Genomic DNA, 18022 nt, shown 5'->3' on the forward strand with positions numbered 1-18022 from the left:
AAAATTCCTCTGTAGCTTAAAAAAAACGCAACTTTTTCACTTAAGTCCGACTTAGCTACAATCTCCTTAGTCCATCACACAAAAAGTCCTAGACTGACTAGCTGCCGGTCCAGGACTTTTTGTGCCATAAAGCTACTGCTTATCGATAAAAAAGCGTCGCACGCTGGGAAAGAACCATAAAATGCCAAAGAAAAAGACAAAAGCGATTAAAATCTGCAAGACAAAATTCAAACTAGGAAACAACAGATTCAATACCAAATAAAACAAAATGCCCGCGATGACCACTCGTAAGGTATACTTCGAAAAGCCCATGCAACTTGCCTCCTTTATAAGAAAGGGCCACGCCTTTAAAAAGCGCGGCCCTACATAATTTTTTTTAGCGACGGGGTTTGTGCCGTTGACTAGATTCCATAATCACCGGCAAGACCACTGGGCGACGCTTCGTTTGCTCAAACAAGTAGCGTCCTACTCGATCGCGGATGTCTTGTTTCAACTTGCTCCACTCAAAATCTTCGTCTTGCAAGTGTTTTTCTACAATCGTCGTAATCATATCGGCACTTTCCCGAATCAAGTCCCGGCTAGTCTTCACATAGACAAAGCCCCGGGAAGTAATTTGCGGATGAGCCACGATTTTCTTTTCCCGGCGGTTAATGGTCACTACCGCGATAAAGATGCCGTCTTCGGACAAGATTTTCCGATCCCGCAAGACGATATTGCCGATATCCCCCACACCGATTCCGTCGATAAGTACGTTCTCTGCTGGTACGGCGCCTCCTGGTTCCAAAAGTCCTTTGCGATATTCCAGTACATCACCTTTTGCGGTAATAAAAATGTTTTCTTTTGGAATACCAACTTTTTCCGCTAGTTCAGCATGGGCGGCCAACTGCCGGTATTCCCCTTGAACTGGGATAAAGTATTTTGGATGCATTAAGTTTAGCATCAATTGCAAGTTATCCGGATTGGCATGGCCAGACACTCGATGATTTTCGGAAATCATCTTCACCGTACCGCCAGCCCGAAAGACGATGTCCTCGGTTTTGGCCACGTTGGTTTCCATCGCCGTGGTTGGAGTGGTAGTGATGTAGACCAAGTCCCCTTCTTGAATCCGCAAAGTGCGGTGAGTACCATTGGCCATTCGTTGCAAGGATTTAATCGGTTCCCCCATGCGCCCGGTTTCCAAAACAATCAAGCGTTCTGGTGGGTATTGTTTCATTTCTTTTTGGGTAATGATCAAATTGTCCTCAGGAACTTCGATCTTTCCAAGTTTCATCGCCGTGCGAATGATCCGACCGAAGTCTTGGCCGGTTAAGACCACTTTACGATCTGCCCGGTGTGCGGCATTTAAAACTTGTTGCAATCGTTGCAAGTTGGAAGCCACCATAGCTACGATGATACGACCTTCCCAATAAAAAATCGTATCGCTGACTTCATCGGCAATGGTTAATTCGGAAGCCACTGGTGTGGGATTTTCCGCATTGCTAGAAGTACTCAACAAAGCCAAGACGCCTTCTTTGCCGATTTCCCCTAAGCGGGCGAAGTTGGTTTGATACATAGGAACAGCGGACTGGTCAAATTTGAAATCCCCGGTGTAGACGATATTGCCTTCGCTGGTTTTCAAGCAAATGCCCACTGAATCTGGAATCGAGTGTGTCGTTGGGAAGAAGCTGACTACCCCAGAACCAAAGTCGATTTCCGTATGTTCATCGATTACATGAAAGTCTTTGAATTTTTTCGTTGCTTCATTTTTATGGACGTTGATTTTTGCTAGTTCGATGGTAAGCTTCGTACCAAAGACTGGCACTTCCAAGCGTTCTAGTAAATAAGGCAACGCCCCGATGGCATCGGCATGTCCATGGGTCAAGAAGATGCCCACTACTCGGTCCGCATTTTCTTCTAAATACGTAAAATCAGGAATCACCGTATCGATTCCTAGTAGTTCATTGTCAGGATATTTCAATCCACAGTCGAAGATAAAAATATCTTCTTCCACTTCTGCTAAGTACATATTCTTGCCGTTTTCTCGTACTCCAGAGAGTGGAATGATTTTGATTGTGTTTTTACTCAAAACATTCACCTCTTCATAATAATTAAAATTTCGTTGGATTGTTCGCAACCACCTGCATACAGCTTCCCTGCAAAAAGATGATTCGAAGATAAAAAAGCCTCATGCGCCTAAGCATCCAGTGAACATTATACACTAATGAAGGCCAAAAAGTGCTTTAGGGAGACGAAGATTAATGAAAACCTTAGATGAAATCGTTTCCGAATCTCTTGTATAAGAAAAAGGCCAGTCTCATGACTCGCCTTTAGAAAAACTATTTGCCTTTAAAGCGGAGCAATGCGACGCCATCGCTGATCAAAAAACACAGCAATGTGCTTAACAAGTAGCCCCAGAAAAAGGTCTTGTTTGAAAAAGGTGGAAAGAAAAAGTACCAAATACTCCCTACGGCCGCAGAGAGCATCAATAAGATTCCCAATAGACGATGGACGAAAGGAATCACTTCTTTGCCCAAGGCCTTTTGAGCTAGCCCCTTATACCGCAATCCATCCGGCTTATCCGCAGTCACAAAGGCCAAAATGCCAAATAGAAAAAAGACTAAAAATAACGCAATCATTCACAAAACTCCTCAGATATAATAGCATCATTTTCCCATAGTTTGCGAATTTTGACAAATTTTGGCACCAAAAAAGAAGCGGGTTCTTATGCCCGCTTCTTTTAAAGTAACGATTACTTTACGCCTACCAATTGCATTTCATGTAAGGTTTCGGCGATTTGTACGGAGTTCCAAGCGGCCCCCTTTAACAGATTGTCGGAAACAATCCACAGATGGTAGCCGTTTTTCACATGTAAATCCCGGCGAATCCGGCCCACAAAAGTTTCCTTTTTCCCAACCGCATTCAGCGCTTGCGGGTAGATTTGTTGGCTTGGATCGTCTTCTAAAACAACGCCTGGTGCCCCGGCTAATAAGTCTTTGATTTCCGCAACGGTTAATTCCTGTTCGGTTTCAATATAGACCGACTCCGAATGACCGGAAAAGACCGGTACCCGCACACAGGTAGCCGCTACGTTGATTTGATCGTCTTCCATGATTTTATGGGTTTCATTAATCATTTTCCACTCTTCATACGTGTAATCCTCATCGGCAAAGACATCGATTTGCGGTAAGGCATTAAACGCGATTGGATAGTGCTTTTTGTCTCCTCCACAAGGCAAGATTTCAGGGTTTAGCTGATCTTTTGGAGTCCCGTCCAAGTAAGCCAAGGTTTCCCGCTTCAACTCTTCCATCGCCTTAGCACCTGCGCCGGAAACCGCTTGGTAAGTGGACACGATGATCCGCTTTAAGCCCGCAGCTTTGCGAATAGGCTCTAGGGCTACCATCATTTGGATCGTTGAACAGTTAGGATTGGCGATGATTCCTTTGTGACGCTTTAAGGCTTCTCGATTCACCTCAGGTACCACCAATGGCACCCCATCGGTCATACGAAAGGCACTGGTATTGTCCACAACCACGGCTCCCCGCTTCACCGCTTCCGGAGCAAACTGCTTGGAGATGCCACCCCCGGCAGAAAACAAAGCGATATCCACTCCCGTAAAGGAATCAGGTACCAACTCTTCAATCACGACCTCCACGCCATTTACCTTTCGTGTTTGGCCAGCGGAACGGGCAGAAGCCAACAACTTTACCTCAGCGATTGGCAAAGTAGATTGTTCCAACATTTCGATCATTTTTGTCCCCACAGCACCTGTTGCACCCACGACAGCAACCTTATAACCAGTCATTCCTACCACTCCCTATCATATTTGTGCTATTTTAGCATATTTCCTCAAAAATTACAGTACAGTTTTGGAAAAACTCCGAAAAATCCGTATATTTATTCAATTTAATCCATTGAACCTTTGGCTTTCGCTAAAAGGCCTTCGTAAATTGCACCTCCATGTAAAATTTGCTATGATGACACATACAAAAAAACTTTGGAGGATACACAAATGGCAAAAGTTGAAAGCTTTGAATTAGACCACAATTTAGTAAAGGCTCCGTATGTTCGACGGGCAGGGGTGGAAGAACAAGGAGAAGCCCGCATCGAGAAATATGATTTGCGCTTTTTGCAGCCAAATCAAGATGCCCTGCCTACTGGTGCCTTGCACACTTTGGAGCACTTATTAGCCGTTAATCTGCGAGACTACCTGACAGGGGTCATTGATTTGTCTCCCATGGGCTGCCGCACCGGCTTTTACCTGATTCTTTGGGGCAACCACACACCGGAAGAAATCCGGGATGCATTGACTACCGTCCTGGAAAAACACGTAGTAGCGGCTACTAGCGTTCCTGCCGTTTCTGCCAAAGAATGTGGCAATTACCGGGATCATTCTCTATTCTCCGCCCAAGAATACGCTCGCCAAGTATTGCAACAAGGAATTTCCAGTGATCCCTTCCTTCGAAAATAAGCCTTAGGGACTTTAGCAATGCCCAGAAAAGTCAGTGAATCCTAAGAAAGCTTAAGCTCTTTAAAAAACAGCTGAAATATATTTCAAAAAATGATTCTTCTTTTCTCTTGTTTTATTATCCTAGGAAAGCTGACGGGCTAAGGGGATTTTCATTTGCTTTTAAATTATATTCTCATTTTTCTCTCTTCGTTATTTGGACATTAAATAAATTACGCAAAAGGAACCTTACTTTTTGAAATACTTTTTATTTATTTCCAAGCACACATTGTTTAACATATCAAGGACTTTCCGCTATAATGAAGGTGCAGAGAATTTTGGGGAAGATTCTCACAACAACGTGTTGGAAACTTATTCCATTCACACCAGCTTTATTTAAAAACCCTCCCAGGACTAACCAACCTGGGAGGGTTTTTAGGTGTTTCTGCATAAATTTTCCAAGCAAATCCCCATTTAAGCAAGTGGGCGCTGTGAGAAATTCGCTTGCTCTCATCTTCTTCTCACGGGAAAAAACGGCTCTTTCAATCGCTTTTCCTGTGATTTTAATTTGCATTTAAAAACAGGCTTAATCAAGATTCATGTTTTTTAAATCCAGCATGGAGTAGCCCCGGGTATCGTAGCGGTTGTGACTAGTAGAGTAGTCCACCGGCACCCCATTTTCCAAATAAACCACTTGCTCCACTTCCAAAATTGGGTCGTGAACACCGCAATCCAGATACGTCTGATCCAATTCGTGGCTCTTATCCGCTTGGATCGTCCGGGACATCCCCGCAAAACGCAGGCCCAGTTCATCCAACAGATAGTCATAAATCGAGGCCAACAAGTGCTCTTCCTTAAGATTCGGCACTAAAGAAAGGGGCATAAAGGAATGCTCCAAAACGTAAGGTTGCTCATCTAAAAGACGCAAGCGAATAATCTCGTAAACCTTGGCCCCATCTGCTAGTTTCAGCATTTTTTGGACCCGTTTTTCCGGTAAAACGACTTCAAAACGGATAATCTGACTGGTAATCGTCCGTCCTCTTTGTTTCATCTGGTAGGTCAATCCTTGATACTGATCCATGGGGCTAGTCTCTTTGCCCCAAAAACTATGGTCCAAAACCTTCGTCCTCGAGCCCCGTTTTGAGAGTACCAAACCTTCCATAATCAAGATATTAATCGCTTTTTTAATCGTCATGCGACTGACTTGAAATTCAGTCACTAAATCCACCTGGTTCGGCAAAAAAGAACCAGTGGGATAGGTTTGGTTTTCAATTCGCTCTCGAATAACATCTGCAATTTCAACATATTTCAACATCTGCCTCACCTCACCCAAAAGTATAACTGACAGCCCAAAGATAGACAATGGCAAAAAGGACTGACACCCTCCAAGCGTCAGTCCTTAGAAAAACTATTCATTTACTATTATCTGATTTGGAGTTTTAATTGATTTTCTTGCCCCCAGTGACCCCATAGATTTGCCCGGTCACGTAGCTTGCTTGATTGGAGGCTAAAAAGACATAAACCGGAGCCAGTTCCACCGGCTGCCCCGCTCGTTTCATAGGACTCTCTTGGCCGAATGCTGCTAACTCTCCAGGAAGCTGGCCGCCATTGAGTTGCAAGGCCGTCCAAATCGGCCCCGGGGCCACCCCATTCACACGGATCCCAGCGTCAATCAACTGTCGAGCTAAGGAAATCGTGAAGTTGTGAATTGCCGCTTTCGTCGCCGCATAATCCATCAAATTCGGACTGGGATCAAAGGCTTGCACACTGGTCGTCGTCACAATCGCACTACCTGGTTCCAAATGGGGCTTGGCTGCTTTCATCAAAGCAAACATAAAGATGATATTCACCATAAAGGTATCTTTGACTTTGCTGTACAGGCAGCGTCAAAATATCGCTTTGAGCCACTTAATGCGCGGCATTTAAAACTAGCGTGTCCAAACCACCCAATTCAGCAATGACCTTTTCTACAACTTGATCTGGCACCGTCTCATCCCGAAAATCTCCGGGAATCAACACAGCCTTACGACCAGCAGCCCGTACATACTCGGCTACCTCTGCCGCGTCTTCTTCCTCACCAGGATAAAAATGAATCGCCACATTCGCTCCTTCTCGGGCAAAAGCAATCGCCACCGCCCGACCGATTCCCGAATCCGCTCCCGTGATCAACGCCCGGCGATTTTTCAACCGGCTAGTACCAACATAACTCTCCTCCCCACAATCCGGTCGTGGGGTCATTTCCTTCTGTAACGCTGGCCCCTTACCCTTTTGCTTTTGTGGGGCAAACTCATCCCCGTGATAAAGCGCGCGAGGATCGATTAATTCAGGTTTTCCCATGCGAAGCTCCTCCTTTCTTCGACTAAGCCGCAAAGGAATCTCAAACACCGTACATGATTGACATATTCAATTAGAATTTCCAGATTACTAGCGTAGCATGCATCAAAATCAAGTGCGGGAATCTGAGAGATTGATGAAAAGGATTGGTCATGAAATTCAACTGTCCATCATTTTTTAAACACCATCTATGTATTATTTTAGCATGGTGTGAGAAGGAAGGCGAGAGAGTGTAAAATATTTTGTGTAAATAGAAATTTAGGGTAGAAAAAGAGAAAGTCCATTCTGTAAAATTAAAGTTACGACACCGAAATTTTATAGGAGGACTTTCTCATGACTAATTTTACTACAGAAATTATGCAAACACTACTCAATAAAGGCGATTTAGATGAATTATTTCGGGATCATTTAGAACGAGCGATTAATTCACTTCTACAAGCAGAGCTAACTGCTTTTTTAGACTACGAAAAATATGATCGAAATGGATTCAATTCAGGAAATTCCCGTAACGGGAATTATTCACGTACATTTAAAACAGAATATGGAGAGCTAAATTTAACTATTCCTAGAGATCGGAATGGCGAATTTTCTCAACAAACACTCCCAGCATATAAGAGAACCAATGATTCGTTAGAAACGACCGTTATCCAATTATTTCAAAAAGGCATTACGATGGCTGAAATTTCCGAATTAATTGAAAAAATGTATGGGCATCACTATACGCCACAAACGATCTCCAACATGAGTAAACTCGTGTCTGAAGACGTTTTAGCATTTAAAGAAAGAACGTTAGAAGCCAGTTATTCCGTTATCTTTATGGATGCGACACATATTCCTTTGAAGAGACAAACCGTTTCAAAAGAAGCCGTGTACATTACGATTGGTATCCGATTGGATGGAACCAAAGAAGTTCTTGGGTTCACTATCGCCCCAACAGAATCCGCGTATATTTGGAAAGAGGTTCTTCAAGATCTTAAAAACCGTGGGTTAGAAGAGGTTTTATTAGTGGTAACCGATGGTTTAAGTGGTATCGAAGAAAGTATCCATAGTGTGTATCCGAATGCACAATTTCAACAATGCTGTGTACATGTATCTAGAAATATCGCACATAAAGTGCGTATTCGAGATCGAAAAGAAATTTGTGAGGAGTTCAAAGCGGTTTACCAAGCAACGTCTAAAGAAGAGGCATTGGCTCAAGTGGACTTTATGGTCAAAAAATGGGGAAAGCAGTATCCAAGAGTTGTCAATCTGCTCTTGAATCCTGCCATAGTCACATTTTATAATTTTCCTCCCACTATCAGACGAACCATCTATTCAACGAACTTAATCGAAGGATTTAATAAACAATTAAAACGGTATACTCGAAGAAAAGAACAATTTCCAAATGAAGACTCTTTAGAAAGATTTTTAGTGTCGCAATTTAATCAATATAACCAAAAATTTTTAGGCAGGATTCACAAAGGATTTAAAGAAATTCAGGATACATTAGAGTCAATGATTTAACTGTAATTAACGGAATGGATTTTCCATTTACACATAATTCTTGACGCTACCGAAGGCGAAGAGGGTGCTTGATACAAAAAATAGTTAAAACTCTAGATTACTAACAGTCGAGTTCTATTTCTATAATAAAAAATGATTATAATACTAAATAACATAGCATAGAAAAACTCAATTTAAGTTTTATATAGAGAGCGCGACTAGCGTTCAGCAAAATCACGAGTATTCGGTTTAAAATTTCAATCTAGGCTTCTACATGAGGAATGACGATACCATAGACAGTATAAAATCACAAAAAAGCTGAGATCCAAAAGGATCTCAGCTTTTACTTTTGCTTCTTAATAACGGTGAATGTATTGGAAACCTGATGCACTCAACGTTTGCGTGTTTGGTCCGCCAGGATTGGAGAAGCCCATTCCGCCTTGTGTAATCGTGATGGTATTGCTTGAAGCGTTGTAAGACTGTACATACGCCACGTGACCGTACGCACCACTAGCTTGCCAATCGCCAACCATTTGGCCAGCGCCGAAGACTACCACGGAGCCTGCTTCTGGAGAACCATCGACACGATAGCCATCCGCTGCAGCCGAAGCACCCCATTGTGCGCCATTGCCCCAGTAAGTGCCTACCCATGGAGCGACAGATTTCACGTACCAAGTACATTGACCATAAGCGTACATGTTACCGGAGTTAGAGTGATCTTTACCACCCGTTCCAGTAGACGGTGTTTCGATTTCTTCTTCTGGTTCAGAAGGTGTAGCCGGTGTAGATGGTTCAGTTGAAATGGAACCACCATTATTAGAATCATCATTAGAAGGTGTCGTCACTGATTCTTCCACATCTGCTTTTGAGTCGCTAGAGCTGGAAGAAGTGTTCGTAGTTTGTTTTTCTTTAGCAGCAGCTTCTTGCTTCGCTGCTTCTTCTTGTGCTTTTTTCGCTGCGGCCGCTTGTTTTGCCGCGGCTTCTTGACGTGCTTTTTCGGCAGCTTCTTGTTCTTTCTTAATGCGAGCAGCTTCTGCTTCTGCAGCGGCTTTCTTCGCTTGTAAGTCTTTCTTATCGTTTTCAGTTTTCGCTTGTTCAGTAGCTAAGGAAGCTTTCATTACTTTCAACTCAGCTTGTTGATTGGCAATGGCTTCTTTTTGATTGGCTAATTCTTCTTGATTCGCAGCCAATTCTTTGATCTTAGCTTCATTTTCTTGAACTTTTTCTTCAACCGCTTTTTCATCTTCTTGTTGTTGTTTCAGGAGATCTTGGTTCGCCCCTACTAATGTAGACATGGCTTGAACCCGGCTGATGGCTTCTGATACGGAATCAGAACCTAAGACTGCATCGATGAAGGTTGATGCTTGTCCATTTACTTGGGTGTCCCGAGCTTGCGCATTGATTTTTTCTTGACGCTTAGCAATCCGAACTTTTAGTTTTGCAATGGTATCTTGCAATTCCAAAGTTTCGTTGGTCAAGGTTTCTTCTTTTGCTTCTAACTCTTTGACTTTTTTATTAACGGTTTCGATATCAGCTGTCAAAGCGTCGATTTGCGCTTGGGCATCTGCTTGTTCAGTTTTCAATTTATTAATTTGTTTGTCTTTTGCTTCGATTTGATCATCGTACGAGTCTGCAAATACTGCAACCGGTGTTGACGCAAGGGTCATGGTACAAACCAATAAAGCAACAAGTGATTTCTTTTTCAATTAGGGGCTCCTCCGACATTTTCTAAAAGTTTTATAAGTCTTCATTAGTTCCTAACGATTCTTCGCTACAAGAAGAATTCTACCATTTCTATTTATCAATCAGATATTAGGAATGTTACAATCATATTTCATTTGCCCTATTATTTTATTTTTAACCTCGGTTTCATAAAACAACTATCGTAATCCATAGACTCGTCAAGCCGGGAATTCATTCTGTTTTTGAGCAAATTTCACGCTTATTTTTTCTGAAAATGAGCAGAAAGTGTCGATGAATTGTTGTTCTTTTTTACTCTTAGAGATGTCATTATTCTCTTTGTTATTTTATTTACTGAAAAGCCTCTCAAAATGCAAAAAAGACCCGAATCCCTTTACCAGGATCCGAGTCATAGAAATGTCAAAAATTATTTGACAGTTACAGATGCGCCTACTTCTTCCAAAGAAGCTTTCAATGCTTCTGCTTCTTCTTTAGAGATGCCTTCTTTAACAGCTGAAGGAGCGCCGTCAACTACTGCTTTCGCTTCTTTCAAGCCTAAGCCAGTTGCTTCACGAACTGCTTTGATAACTTTAACTTTTTGGTCGCCAGCTGCAGTTAATTCAACTGTGAATTCAGTTTGTTCTTCAGCAGCAGCAACAGGGCCAGCAGCAGCAACAGGAGCTGCAGCAGATACGCCAAATTCTTCTTCGATAGCTTTAACTAAGTCGTTCAATTCTAGGATTGTCGCGCCTTTTAGCTCTTCGACAATGTTTTCAATGTTCAATGCCATGATTGAGTTCCTCCATTTGGATGATTTTTTTGGGTAATACTTTTAAGCTACGCGGCGCTGATTAAGCGGCGTCGCCTTCTTTTGATTCGATAACTGCGTTGACTGCGTATGCCACGTTGCGGACTGGTGCTTGAAGCACAGATAGCAACATAGAAAGTAGTCCTTCGCGGTTTGGCAATTTTGCCAAAGCGACCATTTCGTCGACAGATGATACTTTGCCTTCGATGATACCGCCTTTGATTTCCAATGCTTTCGCGTCTTTTGAAAATTCGTCGATGATTTTCGCAGGAGCAACGACATCCTCGTTACTAAATGCAACGGCAGTCGGACCTGTGAATACTTCGTCTAAACCTTCTAGACCTACTTGCTTGGCAGCACGGGAAAGGATTGAGTTTTTGATAACTTTCATTTCCACGTTGTTGTCACGTAATTGTTTACGAAGACGAGTCACTTCGTCTACAGTCAAACCACGATAGTCGACAACGACTACGGATGCGGCTGCTTGGAATTTTTCAGCGACTTCATCAACTAATTGCGCTTTTTTAGCGATAGCTGCTTCACTCATTTTGTATTTCACCTCCAAGATTTGATGGGTTAGGGCAAAAAAATAACCCCATGCCACCGTAGACATAGAGGGACCATTGACTGTTCTCAATCGTTGTCCTCGGTAGGAAATTAAGACTTGCGTCACCTACTGTCTTCGGTACGGTTAAACTTTAACCTTGACCACCTTATCACAGACAAGGCGGTCAAGTCAAGTTTAATTGGTTGTTTTTCTAAAAAATGCTTAGAAAGAAGCGGAATCAACGTGGATCCCAGGGCCAAATGTAGTTGTTACAGAAATGTTTTTAATGTAAATACCTTTGGCTGCAGATGGTTTAGCTTTCACTAATGTATCGTTGATTGTTTTGAAGTTTTCTACTAATTTTTCAGCAGGGAATGATACTTTGCCGATTGGCACGTGTACGTTACCAGCTTTGTCCACACGGTATGTTACTTTACCAGCTTTTACTTCGTTAACTGCTTTGGTGACATCCATCGTTACAGTACCGGTTTTAGGGTTTGGCATCAAGCCTTTTGGCCCCAAGACACGACCTAATTTACCGACAGTTGCCATCATGTCTGGTGTTGCTACGACTACGTCAAAGTCAAACCAGCCACCTTGGATTTTTTGAACCATGTCATCGTCGCCGACAAAATCAGCACCAGCTGCTTCAGCTTCTTTAGCTTTTTCGCCTTTTGCGAAAACTAAAACAGTTTGTGTTTTACCAGTTCCGTTTGGCAAGACAACTGCCCCACGAATTTGTTGGTCTGCTTTTTTAGGGTCAACGTTCAAACGGTATGCAACTTCAACCGTTGCGTCAAATTTTGCGATGTTTGTTTCTTGTGCCAAGGCAACAGCTTCTTCTACGGAGTAAGCTTTCGTGTTGTCAACTTTTTTCAATGCATCTTGCATTTTTTTGCTCTTTTTAGCCATTTTGTTTCCTCCTTGATGTGGTTATAACGGTAGAACCTCCCACGTCTTCTGTGTCTTTCAAGACAGAGCTAACTGAGAAGCTACTTCTTTAGGGTGTCGTGCTTAGTCGACAGTGATCCCCATGCTTCGTGCAGTTCCTTCAACCATGCGCATAGCTGCTTCAACGTCAGCTGCGTTTAGGTCTTCCATTTTCAACTCAGCGATTTCTTTTACTTGGTCGCGAGTAACAGATGCTACTTTTGTTTTGTTTGGTTCACCAGAACCTTTTTCGATCTTCGCAGCTTTTTTCAACAATACTGCAGCCGGTGGTGTTTTCGTAACGAAGGTGAATGAACGGTCTTCGTATACAGAAATCACAACTGGAATGATCAAACCTGCTTGATCAGCTGTACGAGCGTTGAATTCTTTGGTGAAGCCCATGATATTCACACCCGCTTGACCTAGCGCAGGACCTACTGGGGGAGCTGGTGTTGCTTTACCTGCAGGAATTTGCAATTTAACGATTTTTTCTACTTTTTTTGCCACGAGACATACCTCCTTGAGTCCGTGATGTGGTGTATTGGAGATCTATATTTCTCCTCCCACTTTGTACCTATATGCCTATCGCAAAATCACTTTCGCGACACACACCCAAATATTATAGCATCATCATAAAAAAATGCAAGACATTCCTTTCAGCCATTGATTTCTTAAAAAAGCCCAAACCCACGAAAGCTTCTTCCCGTCTTTTCACTAAAATGTGGTACACTACCCACTGGAATGATCCTTTACGATCCGATTTCTTCTATATATAAGAGGTGTAGAAATGGAACAATTAAAATACAAAAGCGTCTTTGATATCATCGGGCCAATCATGGTAGGCCCGTCTAGTTCCCATACTGCGGGGGCCGCTCGCATTGGCAAAATCGTCCGAAATATTTTTGGGGAGCAACCAGACTCCGTAGATATTTACTTGTACGAGTCCTTTGCTAAGACTTATCGAGGACACGGTACCGATGTCGCCTTAGTAGGCGGACTGTTAGGCATGGAACCAGACGATCCCGCGTTACCCGACTCTTTAAAAATTGCTTATGAGTCCGGTATGGAAGTTCTTTTTGTGCCACGAAACGAAAAAGCTGAACACCCAAACTCGGTGAAAATGCTCTTAACCAAAGGAGACCGGAAAATGACGGTTACCGGTATTTCCATTGGCGGCGGCAATATCCAAATCAGCGAGCTAAACGGCTTTAAGATTTCCTTGACCATGGGTACGCCGACCTTTATCACCGTCCACGAAGATGTGCCGGGAATTATTGCCAGTGTCACTAATCTGTTCTCCCAAGCCGGTGTCAATATCGGAACCATGACCGTCACCCGGGAATCAAAAGGCGAAAAAGCCATTATGATCATCGAATCCGACGAAGCCCGTCCGGATCTTCTCCATGACTTGAAAAAGCTCGATCATATTTACAATGCAACCTATTTTGTATAATTCGATTTTATCTAGGAAAAGAGGAATTTAGATGTTTTTTTCAATCGCTGAATTGGTGGAACAAAGCCAAAATTATCCTAGTGTGGCGGAATTGATGATTGCCACGGAACAGGAATTAACCGGTCGCAGTCGCCAGCAAATCATCGAACTTATGGACCGAAACTTAACCGTCATGGAAAATTCCATTGCAGAAGGGGTTGCCGGGGTCAAATCTGTCACGGGTTTAACCGGTGGTGATGCCAAAAAATTGCAAGACTACATCGCTTCCGGCGAATTTCTCAGTGGTACTACGCTCCTAACCGCTGTCCAAAATGCCATTGCGGTTAATGAGGTCAACGCGAAAATGGGCTTGATTTGTGCCACCCCCACTGCCGGAAGTGCTGGCGTGGTTGCCGGCGTCTTAGTGGCGTTTCGGGAGCAGTTGCAATTAGATCGGCAAGGGCAATTGGACTTTCTCTTTACTGCTGGGGCGTTTGGCCTGGTCATTGCCAACAATGCTTCCATTTCTGGGGCTGAAGGTGGCTGCCAAGCAGAAATCGGCTCGGCGGCGGCCATGGCAGCAGCGGCCCTGGTTTGTGCCAAAGGAGGTAGTGCTCACCAAGGAGCGCAAGCGGTGGCCATTACTTTGAAAAATATGATGGGCTTAATTTGTGATCCCGTGGCCGGTTTGGTGGAAGTCCCCTGTGTGAAACGCAACGCCTTGGGGTCTTCTCAAGCCGTGGTGTCCGCGGATATGGCCTTGGCGGGGATTGAAAGCGTGATTCCCCCGGATGAAGTGGTCGCAGCCATGTACCAAGTGGGCCGGCAAATGCCTGGTATCTTTAAAGAAACAGCAGAAGGTGGCCTCGCCGTAACGCCGACTGCCCAACGCTTGCAAAAAGAAATTCTCGAACGCCAAAGTTAAATTTCTTCCCATCCTGAGGTCAGGCACTTTGCCTGATCTCTTTTTTTGTCACTAATTGCGAAAGACCTTGGTTTTCCTTGTGAATTTCGATACAAATCCTCTAGGTTCTATGCTATGCTAATGAAGATAATACAAGAAAATTTTCATGAAAAGGAGTTTGAGGGTTGGTTAAAAAGTTTTTGGTCTTATTACAAAATGAATTTCGGGGGTATAACGGCACCAAATTGCAAAAAGATGTTATGGCAGGAATTACGGTGGCAGCTGTAGCTCTGCCTTTGGCGCTGGCTTTTGGTGTAAGTAGCGGTGCCGATGCCCAGGCTGGTTTAATCACCGCAGTCATTGCCGGCTTGGTTATCGGTTCTTTGTCTGGAGGCTTTTATCAGATTTCTGGTCCAACTGGGGCCATGGCAGCTATTCTAATGTCCATTGTAGCCAGTCAAGGGATGCAAGGCGTCTTTCTTGCTACCTTTTTAGCCGGTCTCTTTTTATTAATCGCTGGGATTTTCCGCCTAGGGGCACTGACTTCTTTCATTCCCGCTCCAGTGATTACCGGCTTTACTTCTGGGATTGCCATTATCATCGCCTTGGGACAAGTGGACAATCTCTTTGGGGTTCACTCAGAAGGTAGTAATGTCATCGAAAAAATGGCTAGTTACCAGGAGTTGGGATTTTCCCCTGCTACTGCTACTTGGATTATGGGGCTCTTAGTTATTCTCGGATTAGTCTCCTATCCTAAGTCTTGGAATCAAAAAGTTCCCGGCTCACTGGTTTTGATCATCTTATGTACAGCTGTGATGATGCTTTTTGATTTGCCGATTGCCACAGTCGGACGCATCCCCCAGACTTTGATTGGGGAGCAACGATTACACCTAGGCTTTACCTTAAAAGAACTACAAGCAGTCCTGATGCCCGCTATTAGCATCGCCTTACTCGGCATGGTGGAAAGTCTTCTCTGTGGGGCTTCTGCCGGACGCATGGCCAATCAACCCTTAGACAGCAACCAAGAGTTAGTCGCTCAAGGTATCGGCAATCTCATCTTGCCTTTCTTCGGCGGGATTCCCGCCACGGCGGCGATTGCTCGTACTAGTGTGGCGTTGAAATCTGGCGCCCAAACTCGTCTGGCAGGAATTGTTCACGCTTTGGTCTTATTCCTCTCCATGATTCTCCTAGGTCCGATCATGTCCCAAATCCCTATGCCTGCTTTGGCCGGTGTCTTAATCGTCACCGCTTGGCGGATGAATGAATGGCACACCATTCGAGAGCTTTTCGCTAAGCGCAATTGGGCGGCAATCAGTCTCTTTCTTTTGACCATGATCTGTACCGTAGTCTTTGACTTAAGCATCGCCATCGTGATTGGCGTAATCGGTGGCTGCATCTTCTTTATTTGGAAAAGTGCTGCCATTACGATTTCGGTGGATCGCATTGATTGGGCGCGGATGAATCTGCCCCAGACGGAAAAGCTAAAAAACTGGTCGGTGGTCTACATTAGCGGTCCGCTGTTTTTCATGTCAGCAGAAAAATTGAAAAGCACGTTGGCCGGATTACAGGAACACGATGGTATTATTTTCTCCATGCGGGGGGTGCCGAATATCGACTTGACGGCGATTGGCGTGCTCGATGATTTTCAGGCGCAAGCTGCTAAGCGCAATCAATTGGTCATCTACACTTCCTTACAACCCGATGTAAAAAAACAACTGGCCCATCTCTGGCAAGATGATCAACGAAAAGAACACGCGACGGTGGCTCATGCTTTGGCTAACCTTCATGCCTATTACGAAGAAAATTAAAAACAAAGAAACCGACACCCTCGTGTCGGTTTCTTTGTTTGCTTATGCTCCTTCTTTTAAGTCCCGTTTTTGATAGCCCCACAAGCCTAAGACTACTAAGACTAGACTCACAGCGAACACTACGAAAAAGGCGGTGGCATCAAAGTCTTTCATAGGCATTTGACTTGGCCAATTAAGAGCAGATGTCATACTCAACCAATTAGGTAAGTCTAAAATCCCCCCAAAATAGCTCAAAGCGAAGGAATAGCCCAGATACACGTACAATAATTTTCCTAAAGAAGGCACAAAGCCTAGCACTAATCCGGCTAAACCGGTAAAGAACAAAATTACCGGGAAGAAATTAAAGCCCGCTTGCAAAAAGTCACTCATGGTCATCGTCGTCTTATCACTCATAACGGCTAGCGCACTGGCACCTAAACCACCAGCCCCAGCCAAAATCCCCAATGCTCCGGAGATGACTGCCAAAAAGATCGTCCAGCCATAAAACTGTAATCGAGAAACCTTAGTGGAAAACAACTGGCTAAAATGTTGACGACTTTCTTCAGCCCCTAATTTGTTCACGATGGCAATGGGTAAAATCGTCGCCATACCCATCATCACCATCATAATGGTGGCGGTAAAGGAGGCTTCAATAGAAGTCCCCGACTGAGTAAACATGGCTTCCATTAATTGATTGCTTTCCAAAAAGCTTTGCATATCCCCATAAATCGAACCGTAAGCAGCACCTAACACCGCAAAAGCGAGTAGCCAACTGATGATGATGCCACGGTTCAAGCGGAACAATAAGCCCCTGACCGAAAGCAATGACTTTGGCGCATGAGCTCGACCTTCCCATTCCGGTAAGTAGCCGTCGTTTAAATCCCGCCCCCCTTCTAATACGAAGGAAATCCCCATAACCACTAGACTAAAGACGATTCCGAAAAGTAGCGGATACCAGCGATTCTCGGTAAAGGGATGGGTTAAATACGTCCACCCCATAGGATTGGCCATGGACCATTTGACAGCTGAGACATCCGTCGCTCCCCGAAGTAGGTACAAAAGCCCAATAAAGCCTAGTGAAGCTCCGGTAGCACCAGCGGAAGTCGCCATGATTTGAGCAAAGAACAAGGCGATGACCCCACCTAAAATCCCGGCTAGACTGACAGAAGCCCCAAACAGCACACTTCCGGCAGCATCAACGCTGTCAACTTGGAAACTAATCATTAACCCCGCGGTAAAAATACCGACTAACAGATTAATCAAGACCATTTCCACCATAACGGCTAAAGAATTGGCTTGTCGCCCTACTCGGAAGGAACGAATTAACTCCTGTAAGCCTAAATCCTCTTCCTTGCGGGTGTGGCCAATCACGTGTAAGGCCGTCATAATCATGGCAAACAAGCCACAAAACAGCAACATCTCATGGGCATACATGGCGCCTATGGTATATTGGCTCGCTTCAGTGACCGGGGTCGGCCCTACCATAGAGACCATGGCGGGATTTTGCATGGTTTCAAACATGCCTTGCAAGCCTGTCCCTTTTGCGATTTCTTCAAAAAACGGTACGAAGCCTCCGGAAAATCCCCCTAATAAAACCACCCAAAGCAAGATTTTCTTCCAATCTCGCTGTACATATTTCAAAAACAACAATTGCCATAACGCAAATTTCTCTTTCAACCTTCGTCATCCTTTCTT

General features: G+C 44.0%; 17 protein-coding genes, 1 pseudogene and 1 other annotated feature. Of the genes and pseudogenes, 5 read left to right on the plus strand and 13 right to left on the minus strand.

Features of this window, described 5'->3' with window-relative positions; translation table 11 throughout:
- Window positions 1-132: 132 nt before the first annotated feature.
- The 4 genes from I579_RS01320 to I579_RS01335 all read right to left on the minus strand — a co-directional run bounded on the left by I579_RS01320 (window position 133) and on the right by I579_RS01335 (window position 3781).
- A complete protein-coding gene (locus I579_RS01320) occupies window positions 133-312 on the minus strand; it encodes a hypothetical protein (protein ID WP_010753003.1) in 180 nt (59 codons plus the stop codon).
- A 64-nt stretch (window positions 313-376) separates the two neighbouring features.
- Window positions 377-2065 carry a ribonuclease J gene (locus I579_RS01325; protein WP_010753002.1) on the minus strand — a complete coding sequence of 563 codons (1689 nt, stop codon included), beginning with the start codon at window positions 2063-2065 and terminating at the stop codon, window positions 377-379.
- A gap of 250 nt (window positions 2066-2315) precedes the next feature.
- Window positions 2316-2615, minus strand: coding sequence for a hypothetical protein (locus I579_RS01330; RefSeq protein WP_010753001.1), 300 nt, complete (start codon window positions 2613-2615; stop codon window positions 2316-2318).
- Between the two features lie 113 nt (window positions 2616-2728).
- Entirely contained in the window at window positions 2729-3781 is a 1053-nt protein-coding gene (locus I579_RS01335; RefSeq protein ID WP_010753000.1) for an aspartate-semialdehyde dehydrogenase, read from the minus strand.
- A gap of 207 nt (window positions 3782-3988) precedes the next feature.
- Here I579_RS01335 and I579_RS01340 point away from each other — a divergent pair, with 207 nt between their 5' ends.
- Window positions 3989-4447, plus strand: coding sequence for an S-ribosylhomocysteine lyase (locus I579_RS01340; RefSeq protein WP_010752999.1), 459 nt, complete (start codon window positions 3989-3991; stop codon window positions 4445-4447).
- A gap of 277 nt (window positions 4448-4724) precedes the next feature.
- On the opposite strand, the gene I579_RS12865 is transcribed toward I579_RS01340, so the two are convergent.
- The 3 genes and pseudogenes from I579_RS12865 to I579_RS01355 all read right to left on the minus strand — a co-directional run bounded on the left by I579_RS12865 (window position 4725) and on the right by I579_RS01355 (window position 6760).
- Window positions 4725-4997: a hypothetical protein gene (locus I579_RS12865; RefSeq protein ID WP_034810320.1), complete on the minus strand. Its 273-nt coding sequence runs from the start codon at window positions 4995-4997 to the stop codon at window positions 4725-4727.
- A gap of 12 nt (window positions 4998-5009) precedes the next feature.
- Window positions 5010-5738 carry a GntR family transcriptional regulator gene (locus tag I579_RS01350; protein ID WP_010752998.1) on the minus strand — a complete coding sequence of 243 codons (729 nt, stop codon included), beginning with the start codon at window positions 5736-5738 and terminating at the stop codon, window positions 5010-5012.
- A gap of 124 nt (window positions 5739-5862) precedes the next feature.
- Window positions 5863-6760 (minus strand): annotated as a pseudogene (locus I579_RS01355) (SDR family oxidoreductase).
- Window positions 6761-7090: 330 nt separating this feature from the next.
- Here I579_RS01355 and I579_RS01360 point away from each other — a divergent pair.
- On the plus strand, window positions 7091-8260 hold the full coding sequence (locus I579_RS01360) for an IS256 family transposase (RefSeq protein ID WP_010752995.1): 1170 nt from the start codon (window positions 7091-7093) through the stop codon (window positions 8258-8260).
- 335 nt (window positions 8261-8595) lie between these two features.
- Here the strand turns inward: I579_RS01360 and I579_RS01365 are convergent, their stop codons facing one another.
- From I579_RS01365 to rplK, 5 genes are all read right to left on the minus strand, one after another.
- Window positions 8596-9945, minus strand: coding sequence for a CHAP domain-containing protein (locus tag I579_RS01365; protein ID WP_010752994.1), 1350 nt, complete (start codon window positions 9943-9945; stop codon window positions 8596-8598).
- Window positions 9946-10346: 401 nt separating this feature from the next.
- Entirely contained in the window at window positions 10347-10709 is a 363-nt protein-coding gene (gene rplL / locus I579_RS01370) for a 50S ribosomal protein L7/L12 (protein WP_010752993.1), read from the minus strand.
- A gap of 61 nt (window positions 10710-10770) precedes the next feature.
- Window positions 10771-11274: a 50S ribosomal protein L10 gene (gene rplJ, locus I579_RS01375; protein WP_010752992.1), complete on the minus strand. Its 504-nt coding sequence runs from the start codon at window positions 11272-11274 to the stop codon at window positions 10771-10773.
- 30 nt (window positions 11275-11304) lie between these two features.
- Window positions 11305-11431: a sequence feature (ribosomal protein L10 leader region), on the minus strand.
- Window positions 11432-11496: 65 nt separating this feature from the next.
- Window positions 11497-12186, minus strand: coding sequence for a 50S ribosomal protein L1 (gene rplA / locus I579_RS01380; RefSeq protein ID WP_010752991.1), 690 nt, complete (start codon window positions 12184-12186; stop codon window positions 11497-11499).
- 102 nt (window positions 12187-12288) lie between these two features.
- Entirely contained in the window at window positions 12289-12711 is a 423-nt protein-coding gene (gene rplK / locus I579_RS01385) for a 50S ribosomal protein L11 (protein ID WP_010752990.1), read from the minus strand.
- 280 nt (window positions 12712-12991) lie between these two features.
- On the opposite strand from rplK, the gene sdaAB reads away from it, so the two are divergent.
- From sdaAB to I579_RS01400, 3 genes are all read left to right on the plus strand, one after another.
- On the plus strand, window positions 12992-13657 hold the full coding sequence (sdaAB, locus tag I579_RS01390; protein WP_010752989.1) for an L-serine ammonia-lyase, iron-sulfur-dependent subunit beta: 666 nt from the start codon (window positions 12992-12994) through the stop codon (window positions 13655-13657).
- A gap of 31 nt (window positions 13658-13688) precedes the next feature.
- On the plus strand, window positions 13689-14561 hold the full coding sequence (sdaAA, locus tag I579_RS01395; RefSeq protein WP_010752988.1) for an L-serine ammonia-lyase, iron-sulfur-dependent, subunit alpha: 873 nt from the start codon (window positions 13689-13691) through the stop codon (window positions 14559-14561).
- A 164-nt stretch (window positions 14562-14725) separates the two neighbouring features.
- Window positions 14726-16348 carry a SulP family inorganic anion transporter gene (locus I579_RS01400; protein ID WP_010752987.1) on the plus strand — a complete coding sequence of 541 codons (1623 nt, stop codon included), beginning with the start codon at window positions 14726-14728 and terminating at the stop codon, window positions 16346-16348.
- A gap of 42 nt (window positions 16349-16390) precedes the next feature.
- On the opposite strand, the gene I579_RS01405 is transcribed toward I579_RS01400, so the two are convergent.
- Window positions 16391-18004 (minus strand): ABC transporter permease, encoded by a 1614-nt coding sequence (locus tag I579_RS01405; RefSeq protein ID WP_010752986.1) that lies wholly within the window; start codon window positions 18002-18004, stop codon window positions 16391-16393.
- Window positions 18005-18022 lie beyond the last annotated feature (18 nt).

The sequence above is a fragment of the Enterococcus asini ATCC 700915 genome, from assembly GCF_000407365.1.
GTDB classification, from domain to species: domain Bacteria; phylum Bacillota; class Bacilli; order Lactobacillales; family Enterococcaceae; genus Enterococcus_C; species Enterococcus_C asini.

What these genes read in the sequence shown, in the direction of transcription:
- I579_RS01320 (WP_010753003.1), bottom strand. Translation starts at nt 312, where the DNA reads ATGGGCTTTTCGAAGTATACCTTACGAGTGGTCATCGCGGGCATTTTG.
- I579_RS01360 (WP_010752995.1), top strand. Translation starts at nt 7,091, where the DNA reads ATGACTAATTTTACTACAGAAATTATGCAAACACTACTCAATAAAGGC.
- rplL (WP_010752993.1), bottom strand. Translation starts at nt 10,709, where the DNA reads ATGGCATTGAACATTGAAAACATTGTCGAAGAGCTAAAAGGCGCGACA.
- I579_RS01330 (WP_010753001.1), bottom strand. Translation starts at nt 2,615, where the DNA reads ATGATTGCGTTATTTTTAGTCTTTTTTCTATTTGGCATTTTGGCCTTT.
- I579_RS01335 (WP_010753000.1), bottom strand. Translation starts at nt 3,781, where the DNA reads ATGACTGGTTATAAGGTTGCTGTCGTGGGTGCAACAGGTGCTGTGGGG.
- rplA (WP_010752991.1), bottom strand. Translation starts at nt 12,186, where the DNA reads ATGGCTAAAAAGAGCAAAAAAATGCAAGATGCATTGAAAAAAGTTGAC.
- I579_RS01340 (WP_010752999.1), top strand. Translation starts at nt 3,989, where the DNA reads ATGGCAAAAGTTGAAAGCTTTGAATTAGACCACAATTTAGTAAAGGCT.
- I579_RS12865 (WP_034810320.1), bottom strand. Translation starts at nt 4,997, where the DNA reads ATGCAAATTAAAATCACAGGAAAAGCGATTGAAAGAGCCGTTTTTTCC.
- I579_RS01350 (WP_010752998.1), bottom strand. Translation starts at nt 5,738, where the DNA reads ATGTTGAAATATGTTGAAATTGCAGATGTTATTCGAGAGCGAATTGAA.
- rplJ (WP_010752992.1), bottom strand. Translation starts at nt 11,274, where the DNA reads ATGAGTGAAGCAGCTATCGCTAAAAAAGCGCAATTAGTTGATGAAGTC.
- sdaAA (WP_010752988.1), top strand. Translation starts at nt 13,689, where the DNA reads ATGTTTTTTTCAATCGCTGAATTGGTGGAACAAAGCCAAAATTATCCT.
- sdaAB (WP_010752989.1), top strand. Translation starts at nt 12,992, where the DNA reads ATGGAACAATTAAAATACAAAAGCGTCTTTGATATCATCGGGCCAATC.